The organism is Acidovorax sp. BL-A-41-H1, assembly GCF_051942715.1.
Genome location: NZ_JBPVJQ010000009.1, coordinates 85236 through 100573 on the forward strand (window position 1 = coordinate 85236; position 15338 = coordinate 100573).

A 15338-nucleotide genomic window follows, 5' to 3' on the forward strand; every position below is an offset into this window, starting at 1 on the left:
AGTTGTAAAACTGAGAGACAATCCCCGCATGAGTTCACCTCCTATTCCCTCCGCCCCGGGGGCGTCGCCGCCCCGGCTGCAGCTTGTGGGCATCACCAAGCGCTACCCGGCCGTGGTGGCCAACAGCGGTGTCTCGCTCACCGTGCTGCCGGGTGAAATCCATGCGGTGCTGGGCGAAAACGGCGCGGGCAAATCCACGCTGATGAAAATCATCTACGGCTCGGTCAAGCCCGACGAGGGCAGCGTGTTCTTCAACGGCCAGGCCGTGCAGGTGCGTAACCCGCAAGAGGCACGCGCCCTGGGCATCGCCATGGTGTTCCAGCACTTCAGCCTGTTCGACACCCTGACGGTGGCCGAGAACGTGTGGCTGGGCCTGGACAAGAGCCTGACGCTGGCCGAAGTCACGCAGCGTATCAGCGCCAAGGCCGCCGAATACGGCCTCGACATCGACCCCCTGCGCCCCGTGCACACGCTGAGCGTGGGCGAGATGCAGCGCGTGGAAATCATCCGCGCGCTGCTCACCAACCCCGAGGTACTGATCCTTGACGAGCCCACCTCGGTGCTCACGCCCCAGGCGGTTGAAAAGCTGTTTGTGGTGCTTCGCAAGCTGGCCAGCGAGGGCTGCAGCATTCTCTATATCAGCCACAAGCTGCACGAGATCCGCGCGCTGTGCACCGCCTGCACCGTGCTGCGTGGCGGCAAGGTCACGGGCGTGTGCAACCCGGCCGAGGAGACCAATGCCTCCCTGTCGCGCCTGATGATCGGCGCCGAGCCGCCTGCGCTGGAACACCGCGCAGTACAGACCGGCGCCACCGTGCTGCGCGTCAAGGGCCTGTCGCTGCCGCGCGCCGACCAGTTCGGGGTGGACCTGATCGACCTGCAGTTTGAAGTGAAGGCGGGCGAGGTGGTGGGCATTGCCGGGGTGTCGGGCAATGGACAAAAAGAACTGCTCTACGCGCTGTCGGGCGAAGACCAGCGCGCGGAGCCCGCCAGCATCCAGGTGACGGGCCAGAACGCGGGTCGCATGGGCCCCGGTCAGCGCCGCGCTTTGGGCCTGCACTTTGTGCCCGAGGAGCGCCTGGGCCGGGGCGCCGTGCCCACCATGGGCCTGGCGCACAACCTGCTGCTCACGCGCAAGAACGCAGTGTCGGGCAGCGGCTGGATCAAGGTGGGCGCGCTTGAAGCGCATGCCCGGGACATCATCCAGCGCTTCAATGTGAAGGCCGGTGGCCCGCATTCGGCAGCCAAGTCGCTGTCGGGCGGCAACCTGCAGAAGTTCATCGTGGGCCGCGAGATCGACGCCAACCCGAAGCTGCTCATCGTCTCGCAACCCACCTGGGGCGTGGATGTGGGCGCGGCGGCGCAGATCCGGGGCTCCATCCTGGCGCTGCGCGATGCGGGCTGCGCCGTGCTGGTGGTGAGTGAGGAGCTGGACGAATTGTTTGAAATCTGCGACCGGCTGCATGTGGTGGCCAAGGGGCATCTGTCGCCGTCTGTGCCACGTGCCGAGGCCACGGTGGAGCGTATTGGCGAATGGATGAGTGGCCTGTGGCATGCCGACGTGCAGGCCCATCTGGCGCAGCAGCACCAGCAGCAAATTGAGCAGAACCAGGCCGGGGAGGTGCAGCATGCTTAAGCTGGAACCACGCCCCCAGGCGTCGAAACTCTGGACCTATGGCTCGCCGCTGCTGGCGCTGGCCTTCACAGTGCTGATTGGTGTGGCCCTGTTCATCGCACTGGGCAAGGACCCGGTGCGCGGGCTGCAGGTGTTCTTCTGGGAGCCCATCAAGACCCAATACGCCATTGGCGAACTCATGGTCAAGGCCACGCCGCTGCTGCTGATTGCGCTGGGGTTGGCCGTGTGCTTCCGCTCCAACGTGTGGAACATCGGCGCCGAGGGCCAATTCGTGATCGGTGCCGTGGTGGCCGGTGGCGCGGCGTTGCTTGCCGACAAGACCACCGGCCCCTGGATCGTGCCCGCCATCCTGCTCGCCGGGGTGCTTGGCGGCATGGTGTGGGCGGGGCTCACGGCCCTGTTGCGCGACAAGTTCAACGCCAACGAAATCCTGGTCAGCCTGATGCTGGTCTATGTGGCCACGCTGGTGCTGGGCTATCTGGTCTATGGCCCGTGGAAAGACCCCATGGGCTACAACTTTCCACAGACCAAGACCTTCGACAAGGTCACGCAGATCCCGCGCCTGATGCAGGGTTCGCGCATGTCCATCGGCCTGCTGCTGGCCCTGGCCGGGGCGGCTGCGCTATGGGTGTTCTTGTTCCGCACCCGAGCGGGCTTTGCCCAGCAGGTGGGCGGCCTGGCACCGGCGGCGGCGCGCTATGCGGGCTTCTCGTCGCGCCGCGCGCTGTGGACGGCGCTACTGATTTCGGGTGGTGCAGCGGGCCTGGCGGGTGCGCTGGAGGTGGCCGGGCCCATCGGCCAGCTCACGCCCTATGTGCCCGCGGGCTACGGCTTCGCGGCCATCATCGTGGCCTTTGTGGGGCGGTTGCACCCGGTGGGCATGATTTTGTCGGCCATCCTCATGAGCATGTTCTACATCGGTGGCGAGCTGGCGCAGTCGCGCCTGGGCCTGCCCAAGTCGCTGACCGGCGTGTTCCAGGGCTTGCTGCTGTTCACGCTGCTGGCCTGTGACACATTGATTGCCTACCGCATCCGCTGGGTGGGCACAAAGAAGGTGGTAAAGACATGAGCCCCCACACTCATCACTTCGTGTATTCGTTGCCCCCCATGGGGGTGCAAGCCTCCCTTGGGGCGGCCCGGCGGGAGGCTTGATATGGAATCCTACGCACTCCTCATCGGTGCCACGCTCAGCGCGGGCACTGTGCTGGCCATCGCGGCCCTGGGCCTGCTCATCAACGAGAAGGCCGGCATCGTCAACCTGGGGGCCGAGGGCATGATGCTCTGCGCCGCCATCGCGGGCTTCGCCACTGTGGTGCACACGGGCAACACCTGGCTGGGCTTTGCTGCAGGCATGGCCGCAGGCGCCGTGCTGGCAGCCATCTTTGGTGTGCTGGTGATCTGGCTCAACACCAACCAGTACGCCACGGGGCTGGCGCTCAGCCTGTTTGGCGTGGGCTTCTCGGCCTTCGCGGGCATCAGCTACGTGCAGGCCAAGCTGCCTGAGCTGCCCAAGTACGCGATTCCCGTGCTGAGTGACGTGCCGCTGCTTGGGCCCGCGCTGTTTCAGCAGCACCCGCTGGTGTACCTCACCATGCTGCTGGTGGCGGGGCTGATCTGGTTTTTGTACCGCTCGCGCGCCGGGCTGGTGCTGCGCTCGGTGGGCGAATCGCCCGAGTCGGCCCACGCACTGGGTTACCCGGTGCGCCGCATTCGCCTGCTGGCCGTGGTGGTGGGTGGCGCCCTGTGCGGGCTGGCGGGTGCCTATATCTCCACCGTCTATACCCCGCTGTGGGTCGAGGGCATGGTGGCCGGGCGCGGCTGGATTGCGCTGGCGCTCACCACCTTTGCCACCTGGCGCCCGGCACGGGTGTTGCTTGGGGCTTATCTGTTTGGTGGCGTGACCATGCTGCAGTTCCATTTGCAGGCCACAGGGGTGCAGGTGGCCAGCCAGTTGCTGAGCATGCTGCCCTATGTGGCCACCATCGTGGTGCTGGCGCTGATCTCGCGCAATCCCACGTGGATCCGCATCAATATGCCGGCATCGCTGGGCAAGCCGTTTTATCCGGGTTCCTGAAAAGGGTTGTCCGCGTGAAAATCTGGTTACCCTGCGGTAGATCGCACCATAATCACCGTTTTCGTCCCTCAACCTTTGCAAGTCTTACTTCTTCGATAAGGAAACCGACATGACTGATCTGCAGAAACGCTCCATGCTCAAGGTGGCAGCGCTCTCCGCCGTGGCCGCTGCTGCCCTCGTGGGCTGTGGCAAGAAGGAAGAACCGGCACCGGCCCCCGCGCCTGCACCGGCACCCGTTGCAGAAGCACCGGCCCCCAAGCCCGAGCCACTGAAGATCGCGTTTGCTTATGTCGGCCCGGTGGGCGACGGCGGCTGGTCGTTTGCCCACGACAACGGCCGCAAGGCCATCGAGAAGGAATTCGGCGACAAGGTCGTGACGAGCTTTGTGGAAAGCGTGCCCGAGTCCGCCGACGCCGAGCGCGTGCTGCGCGACCTGGCCGGTCAGGGCAACAAGTTGATCTTCGGCACCACCTTTGGCTACATGGAATCCATGCTCAAGGTCGCTGAAGACAACAAGGGCATCAAGTTCGAGCATGCCACCGGCTATAAGACCGCCGAGAACATGCGCACCTACGACAGCCGCACCTACGAAGGTGCGTACATGGCGGGCGTGATCGCCGGTGCCATGACCAAGTCCAACACTTTGGGCGTGGTCGGCTCGGTGCCAATCCCTGAAGTGATCCGCAATATCAACAGCTTCACGCTGGGTGCGCAGTCGGTCAACCCCAAGATCAAGACCAAGGTGGTCTGGGTGAACGAATGGTTCAGCCCACCGAAGGAAACCGAAGCCGCCACCAGCCTGATCAACGGCGGTGCTGACGTGCTGTTCCAGAACACCGACTCGCCCGCTGTTCTGAAGACCGCGCAAGAGAAGGGCAAGCGCGCCTTCGGCTGGGATTCGGACATGACTGCCTACGGCCCCAAGGCCCACTTGGCATCGGCCGTCATCAACTGGGGGCCGTACTACATCAAGGCCACCAAGGACGCGCTGGAAGGCCAGTGGGCTTCGGGCCAAAGCTGGTGGGGTGTAAAGGAAGGCGCGATCGATATCGTCTCCATCGCTGAAGACGTGCCTGCCGACACCAAGGCCAAGGTCGAGTCCATCAAGAAGGGCCTGGCCGACGGCAGCTTCGTGATCTGGAAGGGTCCGATCGTGGGCCAGGACGGCAAGGAAGTGCTGGCTAAGGACGCCGTGGCCGATGACAAGTTCCTGGGCGGCGTGAACTTCTACGTCAAGGGCGTGGAAGGCAAGATCCCTGGCGGCGAAAAGAAGTAAGAACTTCTCACCCGTCATCGGGCGGCCTCTTGGGGCTGCCCGTTCAAAAGGGCTACCTTCCAGGGTGGCCCTTTTTCATTGTTGAGTGCTTTTTTGGAGCAGGGACGATGGTCGAATCGACGTTGTGGCACCCCGTGGCACTGGCGGGTGATGTGGGGAACAGCCCATTGGCCGTGCAGTTGCTGGACCAGCCGCTGGTGCTGTGGCGTGATGGCCTGGGTGGGGTGCAGGCCTTGGCCGATCGGTGTCCGCACCGGGGTGCGCGCTTGTCGCTGGGCCGGGTGACGGTGCAGGGGCGGCTGGAGTGCCCGTACCACGGCTGGCAGTTCGATGGTTCGGGCCAGTGCACACATGTGCCCGCACTGCCCGCGTTTGTGCCGCCCGCCACGCACTGCGCCCGGCGCCACGAGGCCTGCGAGGCCCATGGCCTGGTGTGGGTGCGCATTGCGCCAGGCAGTGCAGCGCTGCCCCCATTCGCCGCCGAAGAGGACGTGCGCTTGCGCAAGCTCAACTGCGGCCCTTACGACGTGGCGGCCAGCGCGCCGCGCATCATCGAGAACTTTCTCGACATGTCGCACTTTGGTTTTGTGCACGAAGGCTGGCTCGGCAGCCGCGAAGCCACCGCCATCGAAGACTACCGCGTGGAGCCCACCGCCACCGGCCTGCTGGCCACGGGCTGCAAGGCCTGGCAACCCCAGTCCAATCTGCATTCGACCGCCCCGGCGCAGGTGGAGTACACCTACGAAGTCACGGCCCCGTATGCGGCTGTGCTGACCAAGGTGCCCGAGGCGGGCACTACGGCGGTGGATGGCTGGCGCGAGTCCATTGCGCTTTTCATCTGCCCGATCACTCCGGTACGCAGCCGCGTGTGGTTCCGCCTGGCCGTGGCCGATTTCGACTCACCCGACGAGAAACTGCAGGCCTTCCAGCACACCATCTTCACGCAGGACCAGCCCGTACTGGAGTCGCAAATGCCACAGTGCCTGCCGCTCGATCTGCGTGCGGAGTTGCATACCGCCGCCGACAAGGCATCATCTGCCTACCGCCGCTTTTTGCGCCAGAGTGGCATCACCTTTGGAGTCTGCTGATGTTCAAGATCCCTCCCATCTCCGCCGAGCGCCTGCCCGGGCTGCTGCGTGCCATGCCCAAGGCCGAGCTGCACATCCACATCGAAGGTTCGCTGGAGCCCGAACTGATCTTTGCTCTGGCGCAGCGCAATGAAATGACGCTGCCTTATGCCAGCGTGGAGGCCCTGCGCAGCGCCTATGCGTTCACCAACCTGCAGAGTTTTCTCGACATCTACTACGCGGGCGCCAGCGTGCTGATTCATGAGCAGGATTTTTATGACATGGCGCGCGCCTACCTGGGCCGCGCGGCGCGCGACAACGTGCTGCATGCTGAACTCTTTTTCGACCCACAGACCCACACCGCACGCGGCGTGGCCATGGAGACCGTGATCAACGGCCTGCACCGGGCCTGTGAAGATGCGCGCACCGAGCTGGGCATCAGTGCCACGCTGATCTTGTGTTTCCTGCGCCACCTGAGCGAGGAGTCAGCGTTTGAAACGCTGGAGCAGGCCATGCCGCTCATCGACAAGATCGTGGGCGTGGGCCTCGATTCCAGCGAAGTAGGCCACCCGCCCGAGAAGTTTGCGCGTGTGTTTGCGCGCTGCCGCGAACTGGGCCTGCACCTGGTCGCCCACGCGGGCGAGGAGGGGCCGCCTGCCTACATCTGGAGCGCGCTCGATGTGCTCAAGGTCGAGCGCATCGACCATGGTGTGCAGGCCGTTCACGACGCTGCGCTGATGCAGCGCCTGGCGCAGGAGCGCATTGCGCTCACGGTGTGCCCGCTGTCCAACCAGAAGCTGTGCGTGTTCCCCAACCTGGCCGACCACAACCTCGGCCAACTGCTCGATGCGGGGCTGGCCGCCACAGTCAACTCCGACGACCCGGCCTACTTTGGTGGCTATATCAACGAGAACTTCACCCAGGTGTTTGCCGCCACGGGCCTCACGGCCAAACATGCCTACCAGCTGGCGTTCAACAGTTTCGAGGCCAGCTTTGCGGGCAATGCCGACAAGCGGGTGTGGGAGCACAAGCTCAAGGAAACCTTTGAGCGGTGCGTGGAGCACGACTACTGAAGCCTGCGGCAGGCCTCTGCCCTGGAGGCCTTCACGGTAAAATACGCCACAAAGGCTGCTGTCCCGGCAGCCTTTTGTTTTTTCTGTTTTCGGGACCATGTAGAGGACCACCATGTACAAAAACCTCGCAGCCACGCTCGTGGCCGCCTGTTTTTTCTTCCCCGCTTTTTCCCAGACCACGCCCGCCAAGGGCAGCGCCGCCGAGCCCGTCAAGGCCGGTTTTGTCTATGTCTCGCCCATCACCGAAGCGGGCTGGACGCGCCAGCACGAAGAAGGCCGCAAAGCCGTCGAGGCAGCACTCGGCCCGCAGGTGAAAACAACCTTTGTCGAGAATGTGGCCGAGGGTGCCGACGCCGAGCGCGTGATCCGCGACCTGGCGGCCACGGGCCACCAGATCATCTTCACGCCCAGCTTTGGCTACATGGAGCCCACGCTCAAGGTGGCGCAGGACTTCCCGGGCGTGAAGTTTGAGTCCGTCACCGGCTACAAGCAGACCGCCAATGTGGCCACGGCCAACGCGCGTTACTACGAAGGCCGCTACCTTGCAGGCATTGCGGCAGGCCGCATGAGCAAGACCGGTGTGGCCGGGTTTGTGGCGGGTTTCCCCATCCCCGAGGTGCTGCAGGGCATCAATGCCTTCACCCTGGGCATGCGCTCGGTGAACCCGCAGGCCACCGTCAAGGTGGTGTGGCTCAACGTGTGGTTCGACCCGCCCAAGGAGCGTGACGCCGCCATGGCGCTGTTCAACCAGGATGTGGATGTGATTGCGTTCCACACCGGCTCCACCGCCGTGATGGCGGCTGCGCAGGAGCGCGGCAAGATGGCGGTGGCCTACCACTCGGACATGCGCAAGACCGGGCCGGATGCTCAGATCTTGGCAGTGACGCACCAGTGGGGCGCCTACTACACCGAGCGCGTGCGCGCCGTGCAAAACGGCAGCTGGAAAAGCGCCAATGTGTGGGGCGGCGTGCGCGAGGGCATGATCCGTGTCGGTGACTTCGGCACCAAGGTGCCTGCCTCCGTGCAGCAGGAGGTGCTGGCCGCGCAAAAGACCATCGGAAGCGGCAAGCTCCAGCCTTTCCGTGCGGGCAAGGCGCCGGTGCGCGACAACGAAGGGCAGGAGCGCATTGCCCCCGGCCAGGCGCTGGCGGACGCGCAGATCCTGCAGATGAACTGGCTGGTGGAGGGCGTTGTGGGCAAGCTGGCGCGCTAGCAGCGGCCATCACCACCACGCGCTTGCCGCCAACCCCATAGCCACTATGGGGCGCGCCGTATACAAGCAGCGCCCCCTGCCGCTAAGCTCGCCCCCATGCCTGTATACCGATCTGCCCTTTTGCGCTTTGCCGACGACGACCGCGCCCTGTATGACGAAGATGGCCTGCTGGCCGTGGGTCCCGATGCCCGGGGACGTCAGCGTGTGCTGGCGGCGGGTGCCTGGCAGGCCCTGGCGCCGCAATTTGCAGGCGAGCCCGTGGTGCACCTGCCGGGGCGCATCCTGGCGCCGGGGTTTGTGGACATGCACATCCACTTTCCGCAGACCGATGTAATCGGCTCCCCTGCCGACGGCCTGTTGCCCTGGCTGGAGAACTACACCTTCCCCCACGAGTCGCGGTTTGCGGACCCAGGCTACAGCCAGCAGGTGGCCGAATTTTTTGTGGCCGAGCTGCTGCGCAACGGCGTGACCACGGCACTGGCGTTTTCCACTTCGCACCCCGCGTCGGCCGATGCCCTGTTTTCCGAGGCGCAGCGCCAGCAGATGCGCCTGATCACCGGCAAGGTGCTGCAGGACCGCCACTCGCCCGACGGCGTGCGCGATGACACCGAACAGAGCCTGATCGACACCGAGGCGCTGATCCAGCGCTGGCACGGCGTGGACCGCCTGGGTTATGCCATCACCCCGCGTTTTGCGCCCACCAGCACCCCCGAGCAGCTGCGCGGCGCGGGCGAGCTGGCCGCGCGCTACCCCGATGTGTGGATCCAGTCGCATGTGGCCGAAAACCTTCATGAAATCCGCTGGGCGCGCGAGCTGTTCCCGGCCTCGCGCAGCTACCTGGGCGTGTACGACGACTTCGGCCTGATGCGCGAGCGCGCGGTGTACGCCCACTGCATCCACTTTGACGACGACGACCGGGCGCTGATGCGCGACACAGGCGCCACGGCGGCCGTCAGCCCCACGAGCAACCTGTTCCTGGGCAGCGGCTTTTTTGACTACGCCGGCGCCGACCGCGTGGGCTTTGGCTATGGTCTGGCGAGTGACGTGGGCGGTGGCACCAGCTTCAGCCCCTTCCACACCATGATGGCGGCCTACTATGTGGGGCGAGAGGGCCAGACCAAGCAGGGTCTGAGCCTGTCGCCCCAGCAGCTGTGGTGGCAGCACACGGCGGGCGCTGCCCGGGCGCTGGGCCTTGCGGGCGTGGTGGGCAACCTGCAGCCCGGCTGCGAGGCCGATTTTGTGGTGCTCAACCCGGCGGCCACGCCGCTGCTGGCGCGCAAGAGCAGCCAAGCGCGCAACCTGGAAGAGCTGCTCTTTGCGCTGATCGTGCTCGGCGACGACCGGGTGGTGGAGCAAACCGTGATTTCTCAAGCAAAATACGGCTCCCGCGCCTGATCATCAAGCGCTGGCAGCTACACATTTAATAGCGCCCGGCGGTTTTCATGAAAAGCCGCCAGGCCATTGCGCAGGGAGTTCTGCTATGAGCATCAAGAGCGATAAATGGATCCGCCGCATGGCGGCCGAGCACGGCATGATCGAGCCCTTCGAACCCGGCCAGGTCCGCGAGGCGGAGGGCCGCAGGATCATCAGCTACGGCACCAGCAGCTACGGCTACGACATCCGCTGCGCGCCCGAATTCAAGGTGTTCACCAACATCCACAGCACGGTGGTGGACCCGAAGAACTTCGACGAGAAGAGTTTTGTGGATTTCGAGGGCGAGAGCTGCATCATCCCGCCCAACAGCTTTGCGCTGGCGCGCACGGTCGAATACTTCCGCATCCCGCGCAACGTGCTGACCGTCTGCCTGGGCAAGAGCACCTACGCGCGCTGCGGCATCATCGTCAACGTGACCCCGTTCGAGCCCGAATGGGAGGGCTATGTGACGCTGGAGTTCAGCAACACCACGCCGCTGCCCGCACGCATCTACGCGGGCGAGGGCTGTGCCCAGGTGCTGTTCTTCGAGAGCGACAAGGACGATGTCTGCGAGGTCAGCTACCGCGACCGGGGCGGCAAGTACCAGGGCCAGGTGGGTGTGACGCTGCCCAAGGCCTGATTCGGTAGGGTGTACGGCCTGGCCCCGGGCTTTCGTCCTACGTGGCCTCAGCCGCTTGGCTGAATGGCAGGCCACAGTGTTTTTTTTAGCATGAACCCATGCCGCCGCGCGGTCTGGCGGCTGGATGGAGCCTTGCCATGCTGACCTTTGCTGCACCTTCTGCGCCCGCCACCCAGGCCGAGGCCCCGTGCCCGGGGCTGGCTGCCGGGGGCCCACCGGCCACCTACTGGCCTTGCGAGCTGCTCAATGCGTTCGCGCTGAAGATGGCCGCGAGCGGCCACTGCGTGAACATGTCCATGATGCTGGGCCACCGCCCTTATGCGCTGGAGCAGCTGGCGCTGGCGCGCGGGGCGGCAGATGGCGAACTGCACCACCTGGCCGCCCAGTTACAGGCCTACTTCGACAGCCCCCGGCCGGGGTAGCTGGGGGCCGATGGCCTGCTATTTAGCCAAGCGGCTGAGGGTACTCAGGCCTCCACACACACCCGGTTGCGGCCCTGGCCCTTGGCTTCATAGAGCGCCATGTCGCTGCGCCGCAGGATGGCCGCGCCGCTGTCGTCGGCGCCCCGCATGCTGGCCACGCCAGCACTCACGGTGATGGTGCCCACCACCGGGTCCTGCTGCTGGGCCATGGCGGTGACCAGGGTTTGGGCAATCGCGCGTGCGCCTTCCAGATCGGTGTCGGGCAGCAGCGCCACAAATTCCTCGCCCCCCAGCCGGGCGATCACGTCCGAGCCGCGCAGCCGGGTTTCGAGCGTGCGCGCCAGCTGGCGCAAGACCTCGTCCCCGGCCTCGTGGCCGTAGGTGTCGTTCACGCGCTTGAAATGGTCCACGTCCACGGCGATCACGCTCAATGGCCGGGTGCTGCGCCGGGCCAGCGCCAGTGCAAACGCCATCTGCGATTCAAAACCACGCCGGTTCAGCAGCCCGGTGAGGGCGTCGGTGCGGGCCTGCAAGTCGAGGGCGCGGTTGGCGGCCTCCAGCTCCAGGGTGCGCAGGCGCACCTTTTCTTCCATGGCCTCGCGCGCGGCCAGCAGCCGGTGGGTCATTCGGCCCAGCGCCTGGGAGAGCTGGTGCACCTCGCGGTTGCTGTCCATGGCCGGGATGTTGCTGCCGGGGCGGCCCGCCTCCACGGCGCTGGCGGCGTCGGCCAGCGCATACAGGTCCTCGCTCAGGCGGCGTGCGGCCATCCAGGCCAGGCCCGACGCCATGAGCGCTGCGGCCAGGCCGATGGCCAGGGCCAGGCGCACGGTGCCGTCGGCCTCGGCAAACGCCAGCTCGACCGGCTGGCGCGCCACGATGCGCCAGCCCAGGTCGCTGGCAGCATTGCGGGCCTGCAGCTGCGTGGCGGCCGTGAGGTATTGCTTGCCGTCCAGCCAGGGCACCACGGCAGTCTGCAGGCGTCCGCCATCGCGGTTGTTGTTGACGTGGACGCCTTCGGGCAGGCGCTGGCCAGTGGCTTGCAGCGTGGTGCTGTGCCGCCGGGGGGCCAGGATCAGCTGGCCCTGGCGGTCGAAGATGAAAAGTTCCACCGCGTTTTCTGCCGAGGTGGACGGCGCGAGACCTTCCAGCACCTCGCGCGTCCATTCCCAGCTGCCGTGGATGCCCAGCACGCCCACGGTGGTCGGACCGATGCGGATGGGGGCTGCGAAATCGACAAACCGGTGCGGCTCGCCCGAAGCGGTGGGAGGCAGCAGGCTCTCCAGCAACTGGGCAGGGTGCACATCGCCCACATGTACCTCCTGCAAGCCGCGCTGGAACCAGGGGCGCTGCGCCACGCTATGGCCCTGCAGCAGGCCGCCCGTGGCGTTGCGCACCACACCTTGAGCGTCGGCCACGCCGATCCAGAGGTTGCTCGGCTCCATGGCCTGGCTGCGCGCCAGCATGTGCTGGGCCTCGGGCGAATCCAGTCCTGCGGACCAGATCGTTGCGGCGCTGGCCAGCACCTCGGCCTCCAGGCTGCGCTGCATCAGACCATTGGCCAGCAGCTTGCTCGCGTTGTCGGCCACGGTCTGAAGCGACAGCCCCGCGTCACGCCGGATGTGGTGTTTGAGCAGCTCGCCAAAACCCAGCGACAGCAGCACCGCCAGCAGGATGACCAGCGTGCCGAACACCAGCGCAATCTGCATGCGCAGGCTGTGGTCGGAAAAGCGTGCGAGCAGGGCCATGGGCGGGCCTCTCAGGTGGCGGGGGGCTGTGCAGCGCCCTGGCGCAGGGCCAGGCGTGCGGCGGCCAGGTCCCAGCCGGCCCAGCCACAGCTCTTGAACAGCACCGGCCCGGAGGGGGCACGGGGCGTCCAGGGGCCGCAGACCACGTCCCGCAGCACGGGCAGTGCTGCCACGTCCAGCCCCGCTTGCAGCAGATCGCCCGCCTCGTGGCTGGCGTCGGCCGTGTCCACCACGATGCTGCCGTGCCCTGCCACGTGCTGGCACAGCGCGGGCGCCAGCTCGGCCATGGCGGGGGTGAAGGCGCCCACCGCCGTGATGAACGCATCGGCCCGGGGCGTGGCGTGCAGCACCAGGCTGCTGGCCGTGGTGCAGACGGCCACCAGGGGGCAGTGGGGCAGGGCGGCATCGGCGTCGGCCACCACGCGCACCTGGGCGCCCAGTGAACGCACCTGCTCGGCCAGGGTGTTGGCGCTGGCGGCGCTGCGCGAGGCGATCCAGACCTCCTTCACACCGAGCCCGAGCACAAAGGCTTCGGCATGGGCCAGGCCCTGCACCCCGGCGCCCACGATGAGCAACGGGCCTTGCGGTGCGGGTGCCAGGTGCCGCGCCGCCAGCAGAGAGACTGCAGCCGTGCGCCGGGCCGTGACGGTGGGGCCGTCGAGCACCAGCTGGCGTGCGCCGGTGGCAATGTCGAACACCACCACGTCGCCCTGGATCGAGGGGCGTCCGGTGCCCGCGTTGGCGGGCGTGAAGGTGATGAGCTTGGTCATGGCCACGCTGCGGTCGGTGGCAGGCATCAGGAACAGGCTGCCGCCCTGGGCCAGGGGCAGCACGCTGCGGGCAGGCACCGAGACGGTGCTGTCGTGCAGCAGCTTGGCAATTTCGTCGGCCAGGGCCGACCAGGGCAAGCGCTGCGCGGTGGCGGCGGCATCCAGGGTGCCAGCGACCAGGGTAGAGGGGGCAAAAGACATGGCCTGACTGTACACAGCGGCCAGCGTTTCCGGGCTGTTTGGCGGGTGCATTTCCCCGTTTTTCAGGGCATTCCCGGGGCGCTGGATCCCGGGTTGGCTCAGTGCGTGGCGCCAGCCTGCAAGCTGATGTCCTGGGGCGCCAGCACAGCGGCCCACAGCGCGGCGTGGATGCCGCGCACCATGTCGCGCAGCGGCAGGTGGGGCGCGCCCTGCCCGGTGAGCCAGGGCACATGCACAAAGCCTCCCCTTGCCCCGGCAGGGCCCGCACCCTGGGCCAGCAGGTGCAGCAGGCCATACAGCACATGGTTGCATACGAAGGTGCCAGCCGTCTGCGACACCTCGCAGGGCAGGCCCGCCCGCTGCACGGCGCGCAGCATGGCCTTGATGGGCAGGCTGGCAAAGTAGGCGGCGGGCCCCTCGGTCGCCACAGGGGTGTCGATGGGCTGGGCACCGGTGTTGTCGGGGATGCGGGCGTCGTTGATGTTGATGCCGATGCGCTCCAGCGACAGCGCACTGCGACCGCCCGCCAGGCCCAGGCACACGGTCAGTGCAGGCTGGTGCGTGTGCACCAGCGCAGCCAGCCGCTGCAGCGACAGCCCAAACACCGTGGGCAGCTGCGCAGCCACCACCCGGTGGCCGCCAATCCGCTGGCCGTGCAGTGCCTGGGCAATCAGCCAGCTGGGGTTGAGCGGATCACCGCCGAAGGGGTCGAAGCCGGTGAGCAGGATCACCTGGTCGGGTGCGGGCGTGAGGTGGCGGGTGTCGTTGATCATGGGCGGTGGGGGCGGACCTGTGGCAGGCGTGCATCGTAGTTCGCCCGGGCTGCGCCTGCACGGCGCGTAATATCCAGCATTGGCCTTCCACCCGCAGGAGGGCCCAGGAGATCTGGCATGAAATGGGAAGGCAATCGCGAATCCGACAACGTGGAAGACCGCCGCAGCGATGGCGGCGGTGGAGGGGGCGGATCGCCGGTATTCGGCGGGCGCAGCATTGGCATCGGCACCATCGTCATCGCCCTGCTGGGGGGATGGGTGCTGGGCATCAATCCGTTGACGATTCTGGGGCTGCTCAGCGGTGGCGGGCCACCGGCCCATGTGCAGCAGCCGGGGCCTGCGCAGCGCCCGCCCGCAGACGACACCATGGCCCGGTTTGTGTCCACCGTGCTGGCTGACACCGAGGACGTGTGGGGCCAGGTGTTCCGCCAGGGGGGCGGCCGCTACCAGGAGCCGCGCCTGGTGCTGTTCCGGGGTGCCACGCCCACGGCCTGTGGCACAGGCCAGGCGGCGATGGGCCCGTTCTACTGCCCGGCCGACCAGAAGGTCTACATCGACCTGGGCTTTTACGAAACCCTCAAGAACCGACTGGGCGCACCTGGCGACTTTGCACAGGCCTATGTGATTGCCCACGAGGTGGGCCACCATGTGCAGAACCAGCTGGGCATCAGCGGCAAGGTGGACCAGATGCGTGGCCGCGTGAGCAAGGCCGAATACAACGCACTGTCAGTTCGGCTGGAGCTGCAGGCCGACTGTTTTGCGGGCGTGTGGGCCCACCATGCGCAGAATGCGCGCCAGATCCTGGAGCAGGGTGATGTGGAAGAGGCCATGAACGCGGCCGCCAAGATTGGCGACGACGCGCTGCAGCGCGCCCAGGGCGGCGCCGTGGTGCCCGAGAGCTTCACCCATGGCACCAGCGCCCAGCGCCAGCGCTGGTTCCACAACGGCCTGCAGAACGGCAGCGTGAAGGCCTGCGACACCTTCGCTGCGCGCAGCCTGTAGGCTGCAGGCCACCGCAGCCCGCACGGGTTTTGA

General features: G+C 66.6%; 14 protein-coding genes. 11 read left to right on the top strand and 3 right to left on the bottom strand.

What is annotated here, in order from left to right; all coding sequences use genetic code 11:
- The first annotated feature begins 28 nt into the window (after nt 1-28).
- The 10 genes from ACTPOI_RS23295 (at nt 29) to ACTPOI_RS23340 (ending at nt 10814) form a co-directional block, all read left to right on the top strand.
- Nucleotides 29-1636, top strand: a complete 1608-nt coding sequence (locus ACTPOI_RS23295) for an ABC transporter ATP-binding protein (protein ID WP_440113382.1) — start codon at nt 29-31, stop codon at nt 1634-1636.
- Nucleotides 1629-2705 (top strand): ABC transporter permease, encoded by a 1077-nt coding sequence (locus tag ACTPOI_RS23300; protein ID WP_440113385.1) that lies wholly within the window; start codon nt 1629-1631, stop codon nt 2703-2705. The genes ACTPOI_RS23295 and ACTPOI_RS23300 overlap by 8 nt, the downstream gene beginning before the upstream one ends.
- A gap of 84 nt (nt 2706-2789) precedes the next feature.
- Nucleotides 2790-3710, top strand: a complete 921-nt coding sequence (locus tag ACTPOI_RS23305; RefSeq protein ID WP_094286907.1) for an ABC transporter permease — start codon at nt 2790-2792, stop codon at nt 3708-3710.
- Nucleotides 3711-3819: 109 nt separating this feature from the next.
- Nucleotides 3820-4986 (top strand): BMP family ABC transporter substrate-binding protein, encoded by a 1167-nt coding sequence (locus ACTPOI_RS23310; RefSeq protein WP_440113389.1) that lies wholly within the window; start codon nt 3820-3822, stop codon nt 4984-4986.
- A 107-nt stretch (nt 4987-5093) separates the two neighbouring features.
- Complete coding sequence (locus tag ACTPOI_RS23315; protein ID WP_440113392.1) at nt 5094-6074, top strand: aromatic ring-hydroxylating dioxygenase subunit alpha; 981 nt, start codon at nt 5094-5096, stop codon at nt 6072-6074.
- Nucleotides 6074-7126 carry an adenosine deaminase gene (locus ACTPOI_RS23320; protein WP_094286911.1) on the top strand — a complete coding sequence of 351 codons (1053 nt, stop codon included), beginning with the start codon at nt 6074-6076 and terminating at the stop codon, nt 7124-7126. Before ACTPOI_RS23315 ends, ACTPOI_RS23320 begins: the two co-directional genes overlap by 1 nt.
- A 112-nt stretch (nt 7127-7238) precedes the next feature.
- Nucleotides 7239-8339: a BMP family ABC transporter substrate-binding protein gene (locus tag ACTPOI_RS23325; RefSeq protein ID WP_440113396.1), complete on the top strand. Its 1101-nt coding sequence runs from the start codon at nt 7239-7241 to the stop codon at nt 8337-8339.
- Between the two features lie 96 nt (nt 8340-8435).
- Nucleotides 8436-9734, top strand: coding sequence for a guanine deaminase (gene guaD, locus ACTPOI_RS23330; RefSeq protein WP_440113399.1), 1299 nt, complete (start codon nt 8436-8438; stop codon nt 9732-9734).
- An 85-nt stretch (nt 9735-9819) separates the two neighbouring features.
- Nucleotides 9820-10392, top strand: a complete 573-nt coding sequence (gene dcd, locus ACTPOI_RS23335) for a dCTP deaminase (RefSeq protein ID WP_094286917.1) — start codon at nt 9820-9822, stop codon at nt 10390-10392.
- Nucleotides 10393-10529: 137 nt separating this feature from the next.
- Complete coding sequence (locus ACTPOI_RS23340) at nt 10530-10814, top strand: hypothetical protein (protein ID WP_094288017.1); 285 nt, start codon at nt 10530-10532, stop codon at nt 10812-10814.
- Between the two features lie 44 nt (nt 10815-10858).
- Here the strand turns inward: ACTPOI_RS23340 and ACTPOI_RS23345 are convergent, their stop codons facing one another.
- The 3 genes from ACTPOI_RS23345 to pcp all read right to left on the bottom strand — a co-directional run bounded on the left by ACTPOI_RS23345 (nt 10859) and on the right by pcp (nt 14303).
- A complete protein-coding gene (locus tag ACTPOI_RS23345) occupies nt 10859-12559 on the bottom strand; it encodes a diguanylate cyclase (protein WP_440113404.1) in 1701 nt (566 codons plus the stop codon).
- 11 nt (nt 12560-12570) lie between these two features.
- Nucleotides 12571-13530 (bottom strand): delta(1)-pyrroline-2-carboxylate reductase family protein, encoded by a 960-nt coding sequence (locus tag ACTPOI_RS23350; protein ID WP_252661065.1) that lies wholly within the window; start codon nt 13528-13530, stop codon nt 12571-12573.
- A 98-nt stretch (nt 13531-13628) separates the two neighbouring features.
- Complete coding sequence (gene pcp / locus ACTPOI_RS23355; protein WP_094286921.1) at nt 13629-14303, bottom strand: pyroglutamyl-peptidase I; 675 nt, start codon at nt 14301-14303, stop codon at nt 13629-13631.
- 117 nt (nt 14304-14420) lie between these two features.
- On the opposite strand from pcp, the gene ypfJ reads away from it, so the two are divergent.
- Nucleotides 14421-15305: a KPN_02809 family neutral zinc metallopeptidase gene (ypfJ, locus tag ACTPOI_RS23360; protein WP_440113408.1), complete on the top strand. Its 885-nt coding sequence runs from the start codon at nt 14421-14423 to the stop codon at nt 15303-15305.
- Nucleotides 15306-15338 lie beyond the last annotated feature (33 nt).

Bases quoted from the DNA above. Each gene is read 5' to 3' on its own strand.
- ACTPOI_RS23325 (WP_440113396.1), top strand. From the start codon at position 7,239: ATGTACAAAAACCTCGCAGCCACGCTCGTGGCCGCCTGTTTTTTCTTC.
- ACTPOI_RS23345 (WP_440113404.1), bottom strand. From the start codon at position 12,559: ATGGCCCTGCTCGCACGCTTTTCCGACCACAGCCTGCGCATGCAGATT.
- ACTPOI_RS23300 (WP_440113385.1), top strand. From the start codon at position 1,629: ATGCTTAAGCTGGAACCACGCCCCCAGGCGTCGAAACTCTGGACCTAT.
- ypfJ (WP_440113408.1), top strand. From the start codon at position 14,421: ATGAAATGGGAAGGCAATCGCGAATCCGACAACGTGGAAGACCGCCGC.
- guaD (WP_440113399.1), top strand. From the start codon at position 8,436: ATGCCTGTATACCGATCTGCCCTTTTGCGCTTTGCCGACGACGACCGC.
- ACTPOI_RS23320 (WP_094286911.1), top strand. From the start codon at position 6,074: ATGTTCAAGATCCCTCCCATCTCCGCCGAGCGCCTGCCCGGGCTGCTG.
- ACTPOI_RS23310 (WP_440113389.1), top strand. From the start codon at position 3,820: ATGACTGATCTGCAGAAACGCTCCATGCTCAAGGTGGCAGCGCTCTCC.
- ACTPOI_RS23295 (WP_440113382.1), top strand. From the start codon at position 29: ATGAGTTCACCTCCTATTCCCTCCGCCCCGGGGGCGTCGCCGCCCCGG.
- ACTPOI_RS23315 (WP_440113392.1), top strand. From the start codon at position 5,094: ATGGTCGAATCGACGTTGTGGCACCCCGTGGCACTGGCGGGTGATGTG.
- ACTPOI_RS23340 (WP_094288017.1), top strand. From the start codon at position 10,530: ATGCTGACCTTTGCTGCACCTTCTGCGCCCGCCACCCAGGCCGAGGCC.
- ACTPOI_RS23350 (WP_252661065.1), bottom strand. From the start codon at position 13,530: ATGTCTTTTGCCCCCTCTACCCTGGTCGCTGGCACCCTGGATGCCGCC.
- ACTPOI_RS23305 (WP_094286907.1), top strand. From the start codon at position 2,790: ATGGAATCCTACGCACTCCTCATCGGTGCCACGCTCAGCGCGGGCACT.
- dcd (WP_094286917.1), top strand. From the start codon at position 9,820: ATGAGCATCAAGAGCGATAAATGGATCCGCCGCATGGCGGCCGAGCAC.
- pcp (WP_094286921.1), bottom strand. From the start codon at position 14,303: ATGATCAACGACACCCGCCACCTCACGCCCGCACCCGACCAGGTGATC.